This is a genomic window from Cupriavidus gilardii (assembly GCF_013314895.1).
Taxonomy (GTDB): domain Bacteria; phylum Pseudomonadota; class Gammaproteobacteria; order Burkholderiales; family Burkholderiaceae; genus Cupriavidus; species Cupriavidus gilardii_C.
This window is the reverse complement of record NZ_JABTYE010000004.1, coordinates 147,691-168,702: the sequence shown is the minus strand read 5'-3', so window position 1 is coordinate 168,702 and position 21,012 is coordinate 147,691. Positions and strand designations below refer to the sequence as shown.

The following is a 21,012-nucleotide window of genomic DNA, read 5'->3' as shown; positions in this document are numbered from 1 at the left end:
TCCCCGTCAGGGCGGCATCGATGGCCGCGCGCAAACGCCGCGGCCATCGCACTGTTTCAGCCCTGATACGAATAAAACCGCGCGAGAACCAGACCTGCACAGAATTCATTTGCGTCCATCGTTGCCGTCGCCTCAGATAAGACGTCCCTGTCCTTCCATCGTGTGAGGCATCGGGGGTGCCCAGCGGCACTGCCCCACCCGGATCGCAAGGACCGTCTGCTCGCCCGGCCTGGCCGGGCGGTCCTCGATCGACGCAGTACGCCAGGGCACGACGCATGGCCAGCAGCGAAGTCATCCGATACGCGGTGGAGTTGGGGGACAGCCTGCGGCGTGCGCTCGGCCCGGCCGCTCCCACCGCGGATCTGGATGCGCTGCAGGCGGCCGCACAGCAATTGGACGAGCTCGCCCAGCACGCGCCGTCGGCAAGTGCCTGGACGGCGGCCGTCGACGCCTGGACCGCCGCGCGCGAGAAGCTCGCCGCCCATCTGAACCGATATCTGCTCGAAGGCCTGCCCGATATCCCGGGATTGCAGGACCTGGTGCGCGCACTGAACTGGGACAGCGCGCAGGGTCTCAATGGCGAACTGCCGCTCGGCCCGCTGAAACTGGCGTTTTCCTCGTCGTCGCTGGTACTGCAGCCCAAACTGCCGGACAACACCACGTTGCCGCCGTTCACCGTCGGACCGCAGCAACCGTCGGGCATTGCCGTATCGCTCCCCTCCCCGTTCGGCGGCAGCCTGCCAGGCGGCGGCGCCATCGTGCGCCTGCCTTCGTCCGCCGGCTTCGGCGGCGCGCTGAACGTGCCGCTGGGCGCGGTATCGGTCAGCGCCTCGGCGGTGCTGGAACGCCTGCCGGACGGCGTCCCGTCGTTTCTGGCGCTGATGGGCGTGTCGTTCGTGCCTCCCATCCAGCTGTCCTTCGGCTTCTCGCTGGACCGCGTCGGCGGACTGGTCGGCGTGCACCGGCGCGCCGATACCGACGCGCTGGCACTGGCCGTACGGACCGGCGCGGCGGCCGACACGCTGCTGGCCACGCGCCCGCCGGCGAACCCCAGCATCGCCATCGAAGCGCTGCGGCGCTTCTTTCCGGCCTTCCGTGAACACCATCTGATCGCGCCGACCTTGCGGCTCGCGTGGCTGTCGGCCGGCGCCGGCAGCTTCCTGTCGCTCGATCTGGGTCTGGTGGCCGAAGTCCCGAGCGGCAAGGTTGTGCTGCTCGGCGTCGCCCGCGCCGGCATCCCGGGCGTGCCGGGGCTGGTGCAGCTGCGGCTGGACCTGCTGGGCATCGTCGATCCGGCGCAGGCGCTGGTATCGATCGACGCGAGCCTGGTCGACAGCCATGTGCTTGGCGTCTTCTCGGTCTACGGCGATGCCGCGATGCGGCTGCACTGGGGCAGCCAGGCGTATGCAGTGGTGTCGATCGGCGGTTTCTATCCGGGCTTCAACCCCGAGCCGGCGCAGCTGCCGGCCTTGCGCCGCGTCGGGCTGTCGATGGAAACGCTCGGCGGGCCGCTGTCGATCCGCGCCGAAGGCTATCTGGCCTTCACGACCAACACCATCCAGCTGGGCGGGCGCTTCGATATCACGTTCTCGATGGGGCTGACCGCGCATGGCTTCCTGCAGATCGACGCGCTGGTGCAGTTCCGCCCGTTCGCTTTCGTGGCCAACGCGTCCGCGGGCTTCGACGTGCGCGCCGGCGGCTTCAGCTTCGGCGGCGTGCGGCTCGACGGCACCGTGTCCGGTCCCGGGCCGCTGGTGATTCGTGGCCGGCTGACCATCGAGACCTTCCTGTTCGACGTGTCCTGGGACGAGACCTTTACGCTGGGCAGCGGCCCGGCCGATATGGCCGCCAGCCCAGGCGAACTGCTGACGATCGTGCAGCAGGAGATCGCGCGTGCCGGCAATGTGCGAGCGGCATCGATCGACGATCCCGCCGTGGTGCTGGCCCCGCGCCCCACGCGCCCAGGCGTCGCCGCAGTGCCGCCGACTGGCGCGTTGCAATGGTCGCAACGGCGCGCGCCGCTGGGGCTGCCGATCGACCGCGTCGATGGCCTGCCGCTGCCGGCCCGCGCCGGCGTGCGCGTGTTGACGCCGGGCGCACCGGTCACCGAGCGCTTCGCACCGGGCCACTACTGGAACCTGAACGAGGCCGAGCAGCTGAACCGCCCACCGTTCGACGTGCTCGATGCCGGCGTGGTGTTGAGCAGCGGTGCACGGCACTACAGCGCGCACCGGGACGACACGCGCGAGGTCGAGCTCGTCGTGATCCCTCCGGAACTCCAGCACGAACAGATCGCCGCGCGCACCGATCTGCGGGCGATCACGCATCTGGTCGCGGCCAGCCATCGTCCCCCTGCGCTTGGCGGTACCGCGCAGCTGATCCACGCCGCCCGTGAAGTGTGGGCCACGGTCCCGCCCACGGAATTTGCGAGCTACACCAGCGCCAGCGCCGCGCATGCCTTCGCCCGCGGCAACAGCACCGGCGGGGCGGTGCCGATGGCGGACCTGCTGTCGCCGGTCGACCTGTCGGGAGTCTGAGCATGGCCAAGTTCCATTCCTGGCAAGTCACCGCACTGCGCCACGGGGCCAGCGACAATGTGGTGGCCGGACGCCTGCAGGCCGGCGCCACGCTGACGCTGGAGGAAATCGTCGTCAGTGGAACGCCGCGCTCGATCACGGCGCCCGCCCCCTACGAGCTGTTCGGCCCGGGCGACGTGCAACGGCTGGCCCCCGGGACGATCACCCGGCGCTATCCGCCGCCGGGCGCATCCGATGCGGAGAACACCAAGCGCGCGCTGGTCGAATTCAGCCACACCGATACGCTGGACCTGCCGTGGCGGTATTCGCCCGATCCGGCGCTGCCCGCCGCGATCCGGCCATGGCTGGTGCTGGTGGTCGGCCTGCCCACCGACGTCGTGCCCGGCCGCGATGGCCGTGTCACGCTGTCCCCGCAGGCGCAGGCCGATCACCCGCTCGGTGCCTCGCACCAGTGGGCACACGTGCACGAAATCGACGGCGACTGGTACAGCCGCATCCTCAGCCCGCTGAAGCTGGAGCCCCAGCGCGCCTACGTCGCCTGCCTGGTGCCCGCGTACGTCGTCGAGCCCGACGGCACGCTGCGCGATGCGTGGCCCGTCGCCGCAGGCCAGCCGGTACGTGTCACGTGCTACGACAGCTGGGGGTTCCGTACCGGCGAAGGCGGCGACTTCGGCGAGATCGCCAAGCGGCTGCGCACGCCGGTCGACGGCGAGCTCAACGAGGACTTCGGGCGCGCGAAGCTGCATTGCCTGCGACGCGGCCCGGCCGCTGCCGGCGAGCCCGCCAACGTGGCGCTCGCGATGGGCGGCGCGCTGCAACGGGTCAGCATGGTGAGCGCACCGGCCGACCCGGTCGCGCCCTGGCTCGCGACGGAGACCGCCGCGCTCACGGCGATGCCGCCCATGCCGCCGGGCCGCTGGCTGCTGACCTCACCGCGCTACCACGCGCCGTTCACGATGCCGGGCACGATGCCGTCGGCCGGATGGAGCGCGCAGTTCCATACCGATCCGCGTCATCGCGGCGCAGCCGGCCTCGGCGCATGGGCCGCCATTGCCTGGCAGGACCGCATCGCCAAGGCCGCCGCCACGCGTGCCGGCGATCTGGCGATCGCACGCGAGCGCATCGGCAATGTCGCGCTCGGGGTCGAGGTCTCGCGCTCGCTGTGGTTCCGCCATATGCCGCCCGACCCCGTCGACAAGCTGGCGGTGCTCGGCGCCATGCTGGGCCGCATGCCGGTGAACGCGCAGCAGACCGTGTCGTCGGCCTTGACCGGCCGCACGCCCGGCATGGTCCCGGCGATCTGGTCCTCGGCCGCGCGGCGTGCGCTGCGTCCGGGCCCTGCGCGCTCGGCGCTGACCCGCGATGGCGTCATTGCCCATCGGGTGCTGCTCGAAGCGGCCGCCGCCTGCCCGGCGGCGCCCGACGATCCCGATGCGATCTGGCACATGCCGCGCGGCGATGCCGGCCTCTTGCTGAAGGACGCGGTACGGCGCGCCTTCGACGACGAGCGGCAGGCCGAAGACATGTTCCGGATGCTGATGGACAGCGAAACGACGAAGGACCTGAACCGGCTTGCCGCCGCACTCGATGCCCTGACCCCCGATGCCGATGGCCGCGTCGATCCGGACAAGGTCATCCGCGCCGTGCGCGAACCCGGACAACGGATCGACGAGCCGGCCACGGGCCAATGGGTCGACACGCTGGCGGCAAGCCGTTCCCGTTGCCGGCCGGTAAACCTGACCCTGCTGGGGCAACGCGTCGCCGATGCCGTCGATCCTTTCGCGGCGCGCCCGCCGGCGGTCAATCGCGTGCTTGCGACCCTTCCCGGCATCGTCGACATCGGCCCGGTCGAGATCGAGCCCGAGCTGGACCTGCCCCTGTGGCAATTCCTCAACGAGGCCGCGCCCGACTGGATGCTGCCCGGCATCGGCGATCTGCAGCAGGACCGCGTGGTGGGCCTGGCCACCCATGCCGCCTTTGTCGAGGGCGTGCTGACCGGCGCCAATCACCAGGCGCTGGGCGAACTGCGCTGGCGCAATTTCCCGATCGCCCCGCGCTGGTCGCCGCTGCGCAAGTTCTGGCAGCGCACCGGCGGCCAGTTCGATATCCATCCCATCCGCCACTGGCCCGCCGATACGGCATTGGGCAGTGCCGCGCTGACGCCGACTCCGCGAGCCAGCGAGGCCGTTGTGCTGTTCAAGACCCCGCTGTTCCGGCGCTATCCCGACACGGTGGTGTATCTGTACCGCGCCGAGGCCGACTGGACCGTTCCGCCGGCGGACCAGCCGCTCGACGAATCGCGCAAGCAATTCCCGACGTTCCCCGGCAGGATCGGCCCGGACGTCGCGTTCTTCGCCTTCAACGTGGCACCGGAAGACCTGGCCAAATATTGGGTGGTACTGGAAGAGCCGCCGGCCGGCTACCGCTTCTACAGCTGGCACGATAATCAGGACCGGCCCGGCGGCACCGTCGCCGACGGCGCGGCCTACGGCGCCGCCACCTTCGCCCCGCCGGTGCGCGTGATGATCGGCAAGCTGGAGCTGGCATGAGCGCCGTCGAGGTATTGGCGCCCCTGCGGATCGAAACCCGCTTCTACGCGCCGGACGGTACCCGGCCCGGCTGGACGCTGCGGCTGCGCGTATGGCCCGACGAATTCTCGATGGCGCGCCGGCCCATCGCGCCGTCGCCGGCCGAGCTCGATCTCTACGACGACGTGCTGCGCCAATTCCCTGCGGATGCCGGCATGCAATGGCGCATGCTGTCCGCCCGGCTCGGCGTCGAACGGGCGCTATGGCTGCGACGCAGCGTTGCCATCGTGGCCGACCCCACGCCGCGCACCGACCGCGGCACGGCGCAGCCGCGCGATCCCTCGGCCTGGCCCGACACGCATCAGCCCTACGGCCTGCCGCCAGCGATCCACGTCTGGTTCGTCGAGGCCGGGCAGGCGGGAGCCCCCACGCTGGCCGGCACCATGCATCCGAACCGGGAGCGGATTGCCGAACAGCTCGGCTTGACCGCGTTCGAGACGCCCGCCGCCACCGGGGAGCTGCCGCGCACGTGGTGGACTTCCTTCGAGGTCGCCAGGGTTCTCGAGCTCGCGATCGAGATTTCCTTCCCCGCCGGCACTCAACCGCCCGCGCTCGATGCCATCGTGGTGACCGGCATGGGAGACGTCTCTCCCGAACCGCTGATCGCGATGCACGCCATCACCGGGCGGCTGTCGGTGCTGCGGCCCGGCACGCCGACCAATACGGTGGACGGCGAGGCCACCGCCGACACTGGCAGCAATCCCGGCGGCAATTCCGGCGGCAATCCCGGCGGCAACGCAGCTGCATGGGAAGACATCGATGACGCGCCGCCGGCCGCTGACAGTGCCTCCGCCGCCGTGATGCAGGCGCTGGCCGGCCCGGATGCCGTTCCGATCAAGCTGCAAGGCGGCGACGTCGGCGCCAGCGGATACGATTCGCTGGTCGTGCACGCGCTGTGGCCCGTGCTGTGGGGCCACGCGCTGCGCGATGTCGTCGGCGCCGGCGAACACGAAGCGCGCTTGGCCGAATGGGCGCAGGCGTGGCTCGCGCCGCAGGGGCCGTATCCGGCGATTCGCGTCGGCTCGCAGCCTTACGGCCTGCTGCCGGCCACCTTGCTCGCCGGCTGGACCGGTCAAAGCATCACGGCGGGACAGATTCGCGACTGGGCCGGCCCGTGGCGCGATGCGGCCGCGGCCGACGCCGCGATCCATCCCGGTACCGTCGTGGGCGCGTCCGCGCAGCGTGCCGCCGAACTGCTGGGCGAGGACACGCCGACGCGCCGCTGGGCGGTGCGCCTGGTCTCGCCGCTGCCCGTGGTCAACGCGATCCGCGCGATGCGCGGCCTGCCGCCGCTCGAGCCAAGCGCATGGGAACGCGAGACGGCATCGAGCCTGGCCGGGCGCAAGACGCCGCTATCGCCGCTGGGCGCCTTCACGGAGCAGGCGCATCTGCCCGCCAGCACGCCGGAGGCCGAGGCCGACGACCCGGACACCTTGCGCCTGCTGCTGGAGATGGAGGGCGAAGCCTTTCCGTATCGCTGGGACCACAAGCTGGGCCTGCTCGGCCATCTGATCTTCGAATCGCTGTGCCTGCTGCGCGCCAGCGTCGGCCAGGCGCGCGAGGCCATCGACGCCGGCCTGGCCGTCGACCCGCACGCGCCGTTGCCCGTGCAGGCTGGCACCAATGCGCTGATCGAGCTGGTGCAGCGCGGTTATCCAGGGACGCCATCGCAACCGCAGCTCGACGACCTGTTTGCTTCGCCCGACCCCGGCGCGCAGCGCGTGGCCAAGCGCTGCCTGCGCGGCATCGAGGCACTCGTCGCGCTGGTGCAGGCCTATGCCGACGATCCCGATGGCGTCTTCGGCTGCGTGCTGGCCGCACTGGATACGGCCAGCCATCGCGTCGACCCATGGATCACGGGGCTGGCCTTCTCGCGCCTGCGCGAGCTGCAGAACGCGTGTGCGCCCTGGCGGCTCGGCGTCTACGGCTGGGTCGATGCGCCGGCGCCCTACGATGCGGCCAATCCCGGCCATGGCCTGCCGCCCGGCCCCACCGCCGCCGGGCTGCTGCACGCGCCGTCGCACGCGCAGGCGATGACAGCCGCGCTGCTGCGCGATGCGGCCGTCCGCCATCCCGGCGATACGCGCTGGAAGATCGAGATCGATTCGGCCAAGGTTCGCGCCGCCATGCGTCTGGCCGAGCGTGTCCGGCTAGGCGTGCATCCCTACGAGGCGCTGGGCCTCGAGGTCGAGCGCATCGTGGGCGACTGGGACACCGTGCGCAAGCTGCGCGAGGACTATCCGATGCGCGACACGCATGCCGGCACACGCTGCTGCGACGGCGCCCGCGTGCTGCGGCTGCTGTTCCGCCCGCAGGCGGGCGATCCCCCGCCACCGACACTGCCGGCCGGCGTGCGCGAAGCGCTGGCGACCTGCGATGCGGCGCTCGACACCTATGCCGACCTGCTGGTGGCCGACGGCATCCATGCGCTGGTCACAGGACATGGCGGCATGGGCAATGCGGCGATGGAAGCCGCGGCGGGCCTCGGTCCCCCGCCCGAACTGCGGGCCATGCGCACGCCGCGGCAAGCCAGCAGCGTGCGGGTCTCGGCGTGGGCGGTGCTGCCGCCGGGCAATGCCGCGGAGGCGGGTGCACCGCCGGCCGTGCTCGCCGATCCGGCGTTTGCCAGCCTGCTCGAGCAGGAGCTGGGCCCGGCGGGCGGCTGGTCGTGGATCATCGGTGCCGAAACCGTCAGCCTGGCCAATCTCGGCCTGCATGGCATCGAGGCCCTCGCGCTGTCGCCGGGCGAACTGGCGCAGCGTCTGCGCGGCGAACGCGATGCATCGCTGCCGTTTGCATCCGGTACCGGCGCAGACAAGCTAGCCCGTGCTACACGCCTGGCCGAACTGCTCGGCGGCGGCGACAACGATCCGCCGCTGCCCGGTGCGATCGATGGCCGCGACGACGACGCTGCGCCCGCCTCGCCGTTGCGCGACGCGATGGTGGCCGATCTGGCGGCCCGCCTCAGCGCGCTGCGCAACCGGCTGACCTCGCTGCTGACCGCGCTCGCCGCGGCCGATCTGAACGACCCCGCCGCGGTGACATGGTGCCTTGCGCAATGCCGCGCCTGGGGCGCCGTACAGCCCGACGATGCCGAGCCGCTGGCCCAGGCGCTCGCCCGCTTGCAGACGCGCCTGACGGCCGCGCCGGAACCGGACGCCAACAGTGTGCACGGCCTGCGGCAATCGATCCGTGCCCTCGTTGGCCACGCCCGCCTGCCCGTGCTGCCGCTGGTGCCGTCGCTGGCCGCCGGTCCGCTGCGCGCCGCGATCCGCGACGACGAAGGACGCCCACGCACCGATCGCGAATGGCTCGAGATCGTTGCCGCCGTGCGGCCGCGCTTGGCGAGCCTGGAGGCCTGGCAACTCGATCCCGCGGCGCAGCCATGGCGCGCGGCCGTGCGGACCGCCGATGGCTCGGGCGATCCGTGGAGTCCGGCAGGGCCGGTGGTGGTGGTCTACGGGCCGGACCCCGCCGCGCTGGCCGGCAGCATGGCAACGGTCGCGATCGCCGGCCTCGACGCCTGGCAGGACGCGATCCCGTCGACCCGGCACACGACCAGCGCGGCCTTCGGCTTCAACGGCCCGAAGTCGCGCGCGCCGCAGGCGGTGCTGCTGGCCGTGCCGCCCGACGCGAGCCGGCGCCTGAGCGACGCGGAACTGGCGGCGCTGGTTCTGGAGACGCGGCAGCTCGCGCGTGCCCGCGCCTGCCGTCCGCGACCGGGCAGCCGGGTCGCGACGCCGGCAGCGCTGTCGTCCCTGCCGGACATGTTCTGGAGCCATTGGACCTGACGGCCGCTCGCATCAGGCGACCACCACCAACTACCGCGATCGAGACCGCCATGTCCCTGCATTTCCGCCTCGAACCGCTCAGCCCGCCGACGGACTTTCATCGCGGCCTGCGCGCACGCGTCGCCGACCCCGTCTGGTTCCTGACGCGGCAATGGCAGCTTGGCGAGCTGCAGGGCGAAGACGTGTCGAGCCCGGTATCGGTCGCCGTCACCGTCACGCATGCCCCCTTGCGCTATGCGCCGCGCCGGCCCGATCTCGACCCCGCCCGCATCCCGGCCGAGGCGCTGGTCGAGGCCGAACCCGGCGACTGGTGGACCATCGGCCGGCGCGTGCGCCTGGGCCGCGCGGCCGGCCCGTTGTTGCCCGCGCTGCCGCCGCAGCGCCTGCAGGCCTTGCGCCTCGGTCCGCTGCCGGCGCCTTACGAAGCCATGTCGGAGGAACTGGACGGCCGCGCGATCTTCACCGCGGGCCTGCTCGCCGGCCATGCGCTGTGGAACGAGGTGCCATCGCCGCCCGCCGACAACTGGTCGTCGCGCCGGCTGACGCACGATGCCCACTTCAGCGCCGGCACGCGCGGCCTGGAGATTCGCGATCGCGATGGCGGCGACGTGGACTGGTATTCGGCGGACGCAGGGGGTGCGGTGCTGCGCGCGGACGCCGGCACCAACGCCGGGACCAGCGCCCCGATATCTTCGTCGCGGCAACTGCTGGTCGGCCGCCTGTCTTACCCCGGGGCGCCGCATCCGCGCTGGTGGCAGATCGAGGATGGAGCCGTGGACCTGGGCGCCTTCTCGCCGGACCGCTCGCATCTGGGCACCGCGCTGCTGCTCGATGTGGCGCTGGCCCATGCCGACGACTGGTTCTGGTTTCCCGTACCGGAACCGCGGTCGCCCTTGAGCCACCAGCGGCCGCCCTCCTCCGGCATGCTGGTGACGCTGCGCGAGACGGTTGTACATGACAGCTTCGACGATACGTGGACGCTTGCACCGCCCCCGGTCGACGGCGCGCACGCCTGGTCGCTGTTCCGCACCACCGGGCTGGAGGCGGGCGCGCTGCTGATCTGGCCGGTCGCGGTGGCACCGCATGCCGGCCCCTGGCTGGACGACGTTTCGCTCGGCATCGACGAGGACGCCAACGTGGCCTGGGCCGTGGAGCTGCGCGCCGACGGCCGCGTGCTGCTGGCCGACGACACCAGCGAGGCGGCCGCACGCGAGATCACACGCACCGGTACGCGCCAGTTCCGCTATCTGCCATCGACTACCCTGCCGGCGCACTGGCATCCGTATCGGCGCACAGGCCCCGACGGGCGCCATGGCGACTGGCAACAGGGGCTGGTGGCCAATCTGGGCGGCGTGCTGCCGCGCGTGCGGCCCGGCCCGGCATCGCGGCTGATCGGCGGACCGTCGGGAGCCGGCTTCGGACGCGGCCACGAGATCGCGCCCGAGGCGATCGCCAGCAGCGGCGTCTCGCTGCGCCGCCGTGCGCGGCTGGCACGCGATCCCGAGGGCCGCCCGGTGCTGTGGGTCGAACGCAGCCGCGCGCCGCTGGCCGGTCCACCGGTTTCGCATCTGCGCTTCGACGTGATGGCGGAAGACTACGTGCCGCCGGGAGACGGCGATGGCTGAGGCCTATGTCGACGTGAAGCTGTTCGACGGCTTCGTGCTGCCGTACGAGAGCGGCGCCGAGCAGTATCTGGGCGAGCTCAGGCCATGGTGGGACGAGATCGCAGCCAGCTATCCCGGGCTGCGGCTCGATCCGGGCTTTCCGGTCGAGCAGATCCCTTTGCTGGCCCATATGGTCGACGCGGGCCGAATGCTGGGCGGGGAGCCACCCGATCCCTTTGCCTGGTTCCAGGTGCCATGCGAGGCGGCGCAGCTGGAGGCGCTGACGGGTCTGCTGTACGCGCTGCCCTTCGTCGAATGGGCGGAGCCGCGGATGCCCGCTTATCCTGCGGTGCGAATCGCCTATGGCACCAACGAGGATTCACTGGTGTCCCCGCAGCTGCACGCGGCCCCCGACGGCATCGATGCCTACTACGCCTGGCGCGTGGCCGGCGGTACCGGCCGTGGCGTCAACGTGGTCGACCTCGAGCACGACTGGAACCTGCAGCATATCGAGCTGGCCAGCGTGCCGGTCGCGCGGGTCTCGGTCTTCGGCGTGGGCGATCAGGAAGACCGGAACCACGGCACGGCCGCCCTCGGTATCGTCGTGGCGCCCGACAACGGCGGCGGCATGGTCGGCATCGCGCCCGAGGCGCATGCCCATGTGGTGACGTCGATGCGGGCCGATGGGCTGCACTGGCTGGACGCCGCGCTGCTGATCGCCGGCGATGCGGTGCGGCCCGGCGGCGTCGTGCTGATCGAGCTGGCCAGCCCGCGGCCCTGGCTGACGCTTCCCGGCAAGGACCCGGCCCTGCCGCTGGAGCTGTCGAAGAAGGTCCAGCAGACCATCCAGCTGCTGGTCTTCTTCGGCATCACGGTGGTCGAGCCCGCCGGCAACTCCGGGGACGACCTCGATGCCCGGCCCCAGTGCGACCACATCAATCCCGCCAAGGCGGTGTTCCGCGATTCGCTGGCCATCATGGTCGGCGGCGCGACCCAGGCGGCCCCGGTGGATGGCGTGCGGCAACCCTGGCGGCGCGGTTCGACCTTCGGCGCACGCGTGGACTGCTTCGCCGATTTCGAGGGCGCACGCGGCCCCTACGACGATCCGGTCTATCCCTATCACACCTTCGGCGGCACCTCGGGCGCATCGGCGGTCATCGCCGGCGTGGTCTGCGCGATCCAGGGCATGCAGGCGGCCAGGAATGGGCAGTTTCTCTTTCCGACCAGTATCCGCGAACTGCTGCGCAATCCTTCGCTGTGCACGCCGGCCGCGTCCGACCCGCCGGGCAATATCGGCGGCATGCCCGATCTGCGCAAGATCGCGGTGCATATGGGCTGGCCACGCATCCTGCCCGCGCCGGCAGCGGCGGCCGTCGCCGGCGACAGCGCCCTGCTGGTCGGGCTGGATGGCGATGACCGGCTGAGCCTGCGGATATGGTCGCGCCTGCTTGGACCTGGCGCCGAACTTCCGCAGCCCGACAGCGCGCCGTTCCAGCTGTCCGATTCGCAGCCGGCGCTGCTGGTGTCGCTGGAAACGGCACCGCTGCTGCGCACGGTGTTCGAGGTATTCGTCACCAGCGCCCGCGGCACCTTGCGGTACTACTACTGGGACACGCTCGGCAATACCGGCGACATCGCCAGGGATTGGACCGAGATCGCCAGTCTCGCCCCGGGGTACGACGTGGCGGCGTGCCACCCGCTGTACGAACTGACGACGGTGGCCGCGATTCAGCCGAGCGGCCAGCTGGTGGTGGTCGAATACGACGCCACCGAAATGGGCAATCACGACTTCTCCGCCCCCGTGCAGCTCGATTCGTTCAGTACCTACCGACGCACGCCGGGTCCGGTGATGCTGTCGCGCAAGCCGCGTACCGTCGATGTCGTCGCCATCGACGACGGCGGCGCGCTGCGCTGGATCGCCGGCAACGTGCCCGAGGGCAACACCATCACGTTCTGGCGCGAATCGGTGGCCGCTCAGTGCGATGTGGCGATGGAACCGGGCGCCAAACCCGGGATCGCCGGCACGCTCGATGGCGTCGCCGTGGTGGCGGTCGGCAGCGACGGCCTGCTCTATGCCTGCGGCTTCGGCCTGCAGCCGCTGCTGTTCGAGACGCTGGTGCCGATCGGCCCCGCACCGGCCTTCTCCGCCCAAGGCCACCTCGGCCTCGCGCTATGGCACGACGACACGCTGGTGGCGGTGGCCGTCAGCGTGGACGGCCTGCTGCATGCCGCATTCCGCCCGCTGGCGCCGGGCGGCGAATGGTCGCCCTTGCTGGCGATCGATCCCTACACCACGGTCAGCCCGGCCGGGGGCGCGACCGTCGTCACGCAGGGCGACGCCGTCATGGTGTTCGCCGTACTGCCCGACGGCCGAGTTTGCCGCAGCGATTACACGCCGGACAGCGGCTGGTCGCCGATTGTCGCGGGATGATGGATCCGAGCCGCGTCTGGGCCGCGGCCGCATATCACCCCGCAGGGCATTCCCGTAAGCGCTCCGCCCCAAGTCTTTCTTTGCGACTTGTCGCATGGCGGTTCGGCTGCACGCCGTGAGAAGGTCTCGGTCGATCTGGCACTCCCACATACGAAAAGTGCTCCGCTATGCCCTATGGAAGGGCTTTGCGTATTGGACGATCCTCCCGATTCCACTACAGTGCAATATTCCACTATGATAGAAATTCGCGAACATCCGGCGTTCCGACGCTGGCTGAGCGGCCTGGCGGACCAGGCCAGCAAGGCGGTGATCGCTCGACGGCTGATGCGGCTGTCCGTCGGCAACTTCGGGGACGCGAAATCGGTTGGTGGAGGCGTCGCGGAACTTCGCGTCGACTACGGTCCGGGTTTTCGCGTGTACTTCGCCCGCGAAGGCATGCGTGTGGTGTTCCTGCTAGGCGGCGGGAACAAGTCGACGCAACAGCTCGACATTCGCAAGGCGCAAGCCCTGTGGGAAGACATCAAGAGGACGCAAGCATGAAGGATCTGGAATACCGCACGTTCGACCCTGCGGAGTATCTCGACACCGATGAGGCGCGCGCGGCGTTTCTTGCGGACGCGCTGATGGATGCGGAGCACCCCGAGTTGTTCGCCGAAGCACTGGCCGCGGTCGCACGCTCGCGCGGCAACATTGCGGAAACGGCGCAGGCCGCCGGCCTGTCGACCTCGGGGCTATACAAGATTTTGGGCGCCGGCAGCGATCCAAAACTGTCGACGTTACGTGCCTTGCTCGATGTCCTGGGCGTTGAACTGACGGTCCGCCCGAAACTCCCGCACTGAGCGGAAATGACCGTCCGCCCGAAGCTCGCGCGCTGAGCGCGCCAACCCGTTGCGGACGGACCGCGTTCGCGCTTATCGCGTCGTGCCCAACGCCCCGCCGTATTGCGCGCTGCCCTGCTGCCGCGATACCAGCCGCGCCGGCACCAGCAGCGTCAGCACGGCGCCGACGACCAGGCAGCCCGCGAGCAGATACATGCCGGCGTTCGTGCTCTGCGTCAGGTCCTTCAGCCAGCCGACCGCATAGGGGCTGATAAAGCCCGCAAGGTTGCCCAGCGAGTTGATCATCGCGATGCCGGCCGCCGCGCCGGTGCCGGCCAGGAAGGCCGTCGGCAGGCTCCAGAACAGCGGCAGCGTGGTCATGATGCCGATCGTCGCCAGCGTCAGGCCCACCATCGCGAGCACGGTGCGGTCGTGCCACAGCACCGACAGCACCAGCCCGATGGCGCCGGCGATGGCCGGAATGGCGATATGCCAGCGCCGTTCGCCCGTGCGATCGGCGCTGCGTGCCACCAGCACCATGCCGAGCACGGCGACGCCGTACGGGATGGCGGTCAGCAGGCCGATATCCAGCGCGCCCTTGACGCCCGTCTGGCGAATGATGGTCGGCAGCCAGAAGCTGATGCCGTACAGGCCCATCACGAAGCTGAAGTAGATCGCGCTCATCATCCACACGCGCGGGCTCGACAACACGCGTCGAATCGGCATGTCTTCCTTGTGCGCCGTTTCCGCGGCGATATTGCGCTCGAGCACGGCCTTTTCCTCGGCCGTCAGCCATTTGGCATGGCTGATGCGATCGTCGAGGTAGGCCAGCACCCACAGGCCGACCAGCACCGACGGAATGCCTTCGAGCAGGAACATCCATTGCCATCCGGCCCAGCCGTTGTGGCCATCGAAGGTCTGCATGATCCAGCCGGACAGCGGGCCGCCGATCACCCCGGACAGCGCGACCGCGGTCATGAACCACGTGGTCGTGCGGCCGCGGCGTTCGGCGGGATACCAGTAGGTCAGGTACAGGATGATGCCGGGGAAGAACCCCGCCTCCGCGACGCCCAGCAGGAAACGCAGTACGTAGAACATCGTCGGCGTGGTAACAAACATCATCGCCGCAGAGATCAGACCCCAGGTGATCATGATCCGCGCAATCCAGACGCGCGCGCCGACCTTGTGCAGGATGACGTTGCTCGGCACTTCGAACAGGAAGTAGCCGATGAAGAAGACGCCCGCGCCGAGCCCGTAGACCGTCTCGCTGAACTTCAGGTCGTTGAGCATCTGCAGCTTGGCGAAGCCGACATTGACGCGATCCAGATACGCGACCACGTAGCACAGCAGCAGAAACGGGACGAGGCGCCAGCTGACCTTGCGATAGATCGCGTCTTCGAATCCGGCATCCGTGGAACTCATGGCTGTCTCCTGAGGGTTGTCATGCGTGACGGTGATGTCGTCGGCGATGTTGTTGTCGATGTTGTCGATGTTGTCGCTGATGGTCTCGCCGATGTCGGCGGTGCCCATGCAGGCGGGCCGCCTCGTCGGCGGCCCGTGCGATGTGCGAAGCGGTCAGACGCAGCGGCCGCCGTCCACTTCGATGCAGGTGCCGGTGACGAAGGCCGCTTCGTCCGACGCCAGGTAGAGGCAGGCGGCGGCGATATCGGCGGGGGTGGACATCCGGCCCATCGGAATCGTCGCGAGGAATGCCGCGCGATTCTCCGGCGTATCGGGCTTGCCCATGAACTGCTCCAGCAGCCCGGTCGCGCCGATCACCGGATTGACGCAATTGACGCGGATATTGTCCGGTCCGAGTTCGGCGGCCATCGCCTTGCTGGCGGTCACCACCGCGCCCTTGCTGGCGTTGTACCAGACCAGGCCCGGACGCGGCCGAATGGCGGCGGTCGATGCGATATTGACGAAGACACCGCCGCCGCGCTGGCGGAAATGCGGAATGAAATGACGCGCGGTCCAATACAGGCTTTTGACATTGACGGCCTGCACGCGATCGAATTCGTCTTCGGTAATTTCCAGAATGGGTTTGTTGCGATGGGTAGTACCGGCATTGTTGACGACAATGCCGACATCGCCGAATGCCGCGAGCGCAAGCTCGCGCATTGCCTCGACATCGCTGCCCTTCGAGACGTCGGCACGCACCGCGCGGGCCTGCCCCCCGGCCTGCTCGATGGTTTGCGCCACGCCCGTGGCTTTCGCCTCGTCGATATCGGCGACCACCACGCGCGCACCCTCACGCGCGAACAGATTGGCGATGCCTTCGCCAAAACCGGAACCGCCGCCGGTCACTACTGCCACCTTGCCCGCCAGTCTCATGGTTGTCTCCATCGTTATATGGGGCTACATGGCGAGACATTTTAGCTTCGCTTTGCGCTTGGAGTAATCGTCCGGCAAATAAGGAATCAGCCTCCTTTCGCCGCTGCGCGATCCAGCACCACGAAATACTTGCGCACCGGCTCGATCACCTCGAATACCCCTTCGAATCCCGCGGGAATCACGCAGGCATCGCCAGGGCCGAATTCGCGCGCCTCGCCAGCGGTATCGCTGATGCGCAGGCGGCCGCTGACCACGTGAAAGAATTCTTCCTTGCCGGCCGGGAAAGCAATGCGCCAGGCGCCAGGCTCGCAGGCCCAGATGCCGCAATCGAAATCGCCGTGCGTCGCACTGTAGTGGGTCCACGTGGTGCGATCGGGATTGCCGCGCACCAGGCGGTCGGGACGCGGATTGTCGTGGGTCGGAACGGGGTCGGTGCGGAAGTCGATCAGCTTGGTCATGGCCGAAAACCGGATTGTCGCGTTGAAATGGCGCAACGATACACCGTCCGGCATCGGCCTGGCCCGTCAGACCTGCTCCTTGACCTGGCTCTCCAGCTCGGCAAGGCGCTTCTTCAGCGCCCGCTCCTCCTGAAAGCGGACGGTCTCGTCGCGGATCACCGCGACGATGCCTGTCACCGCCGCGTTGGCATCTTTCAGCAGCGCGACGGTGAAGGCGATCGACATCGCCTTGCCGTGCTTGTCGACCGCCGGCACCTTCAGCAGTTCGCTGCCGTAGCGGGTGGTGCCGGTCGCCATCGTCTTGTCGTAGCCCTGCCAGTGCCGCGCGCGCAGACGTTCGGGAATGATCAGGTCGAGCGACTGGCCCAGTGCTTCGGCCTCGGAATAGCCGAACAGGCGCTCGGCGGCCGGGTTCCATAGCGTGATGGCGCCCCTGGCGTCGGCAATGACGATGGCATCGCCGATGGCGGCCACCAGTTGCGCATAGTCGATCGGTTCTGGCATGGGGTCTCCTCGCTGTCGGTCATTGCCGGCGCGTTCGTCGACGGCCGGTCCTGAATTGACCGTAGCGCGAACCGCGCCGATTGGCAATGGTGGCGTCGACTTCGGCGCGGCAATTCGCATTCGTCCCGGTACTGAGCGGCATTTGACGATTTCGCTTGGGAATCAATCGGACGGCATTTAAGATGCCGCCCTGAGTCCAACCACACGGACCAACGCTGCTGCGAAGGCGCCACCGAGCCCTCGAACAAACGTCCGTCGATCCGTCATCACCGAACAGAATGCTGCCCGCGCGTCTACCCCTCTATCTCGGGTTCCTTGTCGTCATGCTGTGGATCCTCCCCGCCCGCGCCACGACCGGGAAACTGGAAGCCCGCCTGCAAGCGGCCGCCGCGAAAGGCGATGCTGCCACGGTGGCCCTGCTGCTCAAGCAGGGCGCGAATGTCGAATCGCGGGACGACAGCGGCGCCACGCCGCTGCTGATCGCGACGCGCCACAACCATATCGAAGCCGCCAGGCTGCTGATCGACGCCGGCGCGGACGTCAATGCCAGGGATCGCATCCAGGACAGCGCCTACCTCTACGCCGGCGCCCGCGGCCACAACGAGATCCTGAAGATGACGCTGACGCATGGGGCCGACCTGAAGAGCACCAACCGGTATGGCGGCACGGCGCTGATCCCGGCCGCCGAGCGTGGGCATGTCGAGACCGTGCGGATCCTGATCGCCGCGGGCGTCGACGTCAATCACATCAACAAGCTGCACTGGACGGCCCTGCTCGAGGCCATCATTCTGGGCGATGGCGGCCCCCGGTACACGGAGATCGTCCGTCTGCTGATCAATGCCAAGGCCGACGTCAATATTCCGGACGGCAAGGGCGTGACCGCGCTGCAGCATGCCCGGCAGCGCGGCTACCGCGAGATCGAGAAGATCCTGGTGAAGGCCGGAGCGCGGCAGTAGCGCCACCACGGCGCTGCGCTCCGGAGGCTCCGGCCTAGCGCTGCATGCCCCAGCGCCGCACCGTCGCCGCCTCCAGCGTGCGGAACACCAGCCCTTCGACCAGCAGGCCGATCAGGATCACCATCGCCAGCCCGGCGAAGACACGGTCGGTATAGAGCTCGTTGCGGTTCTGGAAGATGTACCAGCCCAGGCCGCCCTTGCCCGACGAGGCCCCGAACACCAGTTCCGCGGCGATCAGCGTGCGCCAGGCAAAGGCCCAGCCAATCTTCAGACCCGAGACGATGGCCGGCAGCGCGGCCGGGACCAGAATCAGCAGCACATAGCGCAGCCCGCGCAGGCCATAGTTGCGCCCGGTCATGCGCAGTGTCTCCGGCACGCCGCGAAAGCCCGCATAGGTGTTCAGCGCCAGCGGCCACAGCACCGAATGGATCAGCACGAAGATCAGGCTGCCGCTGCCCAGGCCAAACCACAGCAGCGCGAGCGGCAGCAAGGCGATGGCCGGCAAGGGGTTGAACATCGCGGTCAGCGTATCGAGCAGGTCGCGCCCGATTGTCGTGGAGACGGCCAGTGTGGTCAGCGCGAATGCGAGCGCGATACCCGCGGCATAGCCTTGCAGCAGGATGGTCAGCGAGATTGCGGCCTTGTTCGGCAGCTCGCCGGTGGTCAGCCCTTCGATGAAGGCCTGGGCGGTCGCCAGGAACGACGGCAGCAGCAGATCGTTGTTCTGCAAGCGGGCCACGGTCTCCCACAGCGCGGCCAGAACCAGAAGAATCACGGCGCGACGCAATCCGCTGTTCTGCCACAACCGCTGTCGCAGCGGCAGCTTCCGTGCGACAGCCGTGGCGGTGAAGGGTTCGAGCTTGCACTCGTATTCGGGCCGCAGCGGCGGCTGGGCCGGCGAGGTCGTGGTGGCGATGGTCGTCATGGCTGGCACCTCAACGGGCCTGCGCGGCGCGCGGAGCGATGTTCGCGGCGTCGGCGTTGGGCTCGCCGCCGGCGTCCGGCGCCGGCGTGTCGAACAGCAAATGATGGATGCGCTGCGAGGTCTGCTGGAATGCCGCGGTGCCCTGGCTGTGCAGATCGAACTGGTGGCTGTTCAGCTCGGCGCGCACGCGCCCCGGATGCGGCGACAGCAGCAGGATGCGGTTGCCGACCACCAGCGCCTCCTCGATCGAATGCGTGACGAACAGCAGCGTGAAGGCCGCGTCCTGCCACAGCGCCAGCAGTTCCTCCTGCATGCGGCGGCGCGTCAGCGCATCGAGCGCGGCGAACGGTTCGTCCATCAGCAGCACCTTGGGCCGCAGCGCCAGCGCCCGCGCGATGGCGACGCGCTGTTTCATGCCGCCGGACAGCGTGTGCGGATAGGCATCGGCAAAGTTGGCAAGGCCGACCTTGTCCAGATAGTGCAGCGCCACCTCGGCCGCCTCGGCACGGCGCAGCCCGCGCGCCTGCATCAGCGGAAACATTACGTTCTGCTTGACCGTCTTCCACGGCGGCAGCTGGTCGAACTCCTGGAACACCACGATGCGATCCGGGCCGGGCGCGCGCACGCGCTCGCCGTCGAGCCGGATCTCGCCCTCGATCGGCGGTACGAAGCCCGCCACCGCCTTCAGCAGCGTCGACTTGCCGCAGCCCGACGGCCCCAGCAGCACGAAGCGATCGCCGGCATGCACATCGAAGCTGACCCGGTGCGTGGCGCGCACCACGCGCTCGGGCGTCCGATATTCCAGCGAGACGTCGCGGATCTGCAGCAGCGTGCCGCGCTGGCCGGCGGCGCCGACCACGCGCAACGGTTGCGAGACGGTGGCGGTCATGGTCAGCTCCCCTGTGCGGTGGCCGGATCGACGAAGAAGTAGTCCTGCCAGGACTTCGGCTGATTGCGGATCGCGCCGACGCGATGCATGAACTCGGCCAGCACGAACGTGTTCTGCGGCGCGATGCGGAATTGCACCTGCGGGTTCTTCAGGATGCCGACCAGCAGCGTGCGGTCGATCTTGGCCTTGTTCGCACGGATATAGAGATCCGCGGCGGCCTCGGGATTGGCGGTGACGTAGCGCGCCGCCTCGGCCAGCGCATCGACGAAGGCACGGTAGGTCTTCGGATTGTCGTTGCGGAACTTCTCGGTGGCGTACAGCACCGTCGACGAGCTCGGACCGCCAAGCACGTCGTACGAATTGAGCACGATGCGTGCGTTCGGGTTGCCGGCCAGTTCCTGCTCCTGGAATGGCGGATTGGCAAAATGCGCGGTGACCTCGGTGCCGCCGTTGATGATCGCCGATGCGGCCTCCGGATGCGGCATCGCCACGGTCCATTTGTCGAGCTGGTTGAACGCCTTGTCGCCCCATTGCCGGGCCGCGGCCAGCTGCAGCACGCGGGCCTGCACCGACACCGTGACCGCGGGCAATGCGATGCGGTCCTTGTCGGTAAAGTCCGCGATGGTCTTGACCTTGGGGTTGTTGCTGACCAGGTAGTACGGGAAGCTGCCCAGCGAGGCGATCCCCTTGACGTTCTGCTTGCCCCGGGTGCGGTCCCACAGCGTCAGCAGCGGACCGACGCCGGCGCCGCCTACATCGATCGCGCCGGACAGCAACGCGTCGTTGACGGCCGAACCGCCCGACAGCCGGGTCCATTCGACCTTGATGTCCAGGCCTTGCTTCTGCCCCTGCTTCTCGATCAGCTGCTGTTCGCGGGCCACGTTGAGCAGCAGATAAACCACGCCAAATTGCTCGGCGATGCGGATCTGCCCTTCGGCCTGGGCCGGTGTGGTGAACGCCAGTGCGCCGGCGCCGACGCTGGCGCCGATGGCAAGGGAGATCAGGCGGCGGCTCAGGCGGACGCGCAAGCGGCTGAACAGTGACGAACGGGGATACGGTGCTGCCATGATGGGGCTCCGGAGAGAAAAGTTTGTCTTGCGGGATGGAGGACGCGGACCGCCGCGAGACGGTCCGTCTGGCTGATCGATCCGTTCGCTTCGGATCGGGGCCTGCGCTG

The 21,012-nt window shown here is 69.2% G+C and carries 15 protein-coding genes; 8 read left to right on the top strand and 7 right to left on the bottom strand.

All coding sequences use genetic code 11. The annotated features are described in order from the left end of the window. Positions 1-275 precede the first annotated feature (275 nt). From HTY53_RS05525 to HTY53_RS05495, 7 genes are all read left to right on the top strand, one after another. Positions 276-2,537, top strand: coding sequence for a DUF6603 domain-containing protein (locus HTY53_RS05525; protein ID WP_174105465.1), 2,262 nt, complete (start codon positions 276-278; stop codon positions 2,535-2,537). Positions 2,538-2,539: 2 nt separating this feature from the next. Then, on the top strand, positions 2,540-5,086 hold the full coding sequence (locus HTY53_RS05520; RefSeq protein WP_174105464.1) for a hypothetical protein: 2,547 nt from the start codon (positions 2,540-2,542) through the stop codon (positions 5,084-5,086). Further along, positions 5,083-8,916, top strand: a complete 3,834-nt coding sequence (locus HTY53_RS05515) for a hypothetical protein (RefSeq protein WP_174105463.1) — start codon at positions 5,083-5,085, stop codon at positions 8,914-8,916. The genes HTY53_RS05520 and HTY53_RS05515 overlap by 4 nt, the downstream gene beginning before the upstream one ends. 50 nt (positions 8,917-8,966) lie before the next feature. Beyond that, entirely contained in the window at positions 8,967-10,541 is a 1,575-nt protein-coding gene (locus HTY53_RS05510) for a hypothetical protein (RefSeq protein WP_174105462.1), read from the top strand. Further along, on the top strand, positions 10,534-12,951 hold the full coding sequence (locus HTY53_RS05505) for a hypothetical protein (protein WP_174105461.1): 2,418 nt from the start codon (positions 10,534-10,536) through the stop codon (positions 12,949-12,951). Before HTY53_RS05510 ends, HTY53_RS05505 begins: the two co-directional genes overlap by 8 nt. A gap of 234 nt (positions 12,952-13,185) precedes the next feature. Next, positions 13,186-13,491: a type II toxin-antitoxin system RelE/ParE family toxin gene (locus tag HTY53_RS05500; RefSeq protein ID WP_174105460.1), complete on the top strand. Its 306-nt coding sequence runs from the start codon at positions 13,186-13,188 to the stop codon at positions 13,489-13,491. Beyond that, positions 13,488-13,790: an addiction module antidote protein gene (locus tag HTY53_RS05495; protein WP_174105459.1), complete on the top strand. Its 303-nt coding sequence runs from the start codon at positions 13,488-13,490 to the stop codon at positions 13,788-13,790. Before HTY53_RS05500 ends, HTY53_RS05495 begins: the two co-directional genes overlap by 4 nt. Positions 13,791-13,862: 72 nt before the next feature. Here HTY53_RS05495 and HTY53_RS05490 read toward each other — a convergent pair whose 3' ends face one another. The 4 genes from HTY53_RS05490 to HTY53_RS05475 form a co-directional block, all read right to left on the bottom strand. After that, complete coding sequence (locus tag HTY53_RS05490) at positions 13,863-15,227, bottom strand: MFS transporter (protein WP_438820928.1); 1,365 nt, start codon at positions 15,225-15,227, stop codon at positions 13,863-13,865. Positions 15,228-15,344: 117 nt separating this feature from the next. Then, positions 15,345-16,103 carry a glucose 1-dehydrogenase gene (locus tag HTY53_RS05485; RefSeq protein WP_174105458.1) on the bottom strand — a complete coding sequence of 253 codons (759 nt, stop codon included), beginning with the start codon at positions 16,101-16,103 and terminating at the stop codon, positions 15,345-15,347. Between the two features lie 86 nt (positions 16,104-16,189). Beyond that, positions 16,190-16,561, bottom strand: coding sequence for a cupin domain-containing protein (locus HTY53_RS05480; protein WP_174105457.1), 372 nt, complete (start codon positions 16,559-16,561; stop codon positions 16,190-16,192). Positions 16,562-16,627: 66 nt separating this feature from the next. Continuing rightward, positions 16,628-17,065, bottom strand: coding sequence for a PAS domain S-box protein (locus HTY53_RS05475; protein ID WP_174105456.1), 438 nt, complete (start codon positions 17,063-17,065; stop codon positions 16,628-16,630). Between the two features lie 323 nt (positions 17,066-17,388). On the opposite strand from HTY53_RS05475, the gene HTY53_RS05470 reads away from it, so the two are divergent. Beyond that, positions 17,389-18,021 carry an ankyrin repeat domain-containing protein gene (locus tag HTY53_RS05470; protein ID WP_238510837.1) on the top strand — a complete coding sequence of 211 codons (633 nt, stop codon included), beginning with the start codon at positions 17,389-17,391 and terminating at the stop codon, positions 18,019-18,021. Positions 18,022-18,055: 34 nt separating this feature from the next. On the opposite strand, the gene HTY53_RS05465 is transcribed toward HTY53_RS05470, so the two are convergent. Genes HTY53_RS05465 through HTY53_RS05455 form a run of 3 tightly spaced genes read right to left on the bottom strand, consistent with a single transcriptional unit; the run spans position 18,056 to position 20,902 of the window. Next, positions 18,056-18,946 carry an ABC transporter permease gene (locus HTY53_RS05465; protein WP_174105454.1) on the bottom strand — a complete coding sequence of 297 codons (891 nt, stop codon included), beginning with the start codon at positions 18,944-18,946 and terminating at the stop codon, positions 18,056-18,058. A gap of 10 nt (positions 18,947-18,956) precedes the next feature. Further along, positions 18,957-19,835, bottom strand: a complete 879-nt coding sequence (locus tag HTY53_RS05460) for an ABC transporter ATP-binding protein (protein WP_174105453.1) — start codon at positions 19,833-19,835, stop codon at positions 18,957-18,959. 2 nt (positions 19,836-19,837) lie between these two features. Next, positions 19,838-20,902 carry an ABC transporter substrate-binding protein gene (locus tag HTY53_RS05455; RefSeq protein ID WP_174105452.1) on the bottom strand — a complete coding sequence of 355 codons (1,065 nt, stop codon included), beginning with the start codon at positions 20,900-20,902 and terminating at the stop codon, positions 19,838-19,840. Positions 20,903-21,012 lie beyond the last annotated feature (110 nt).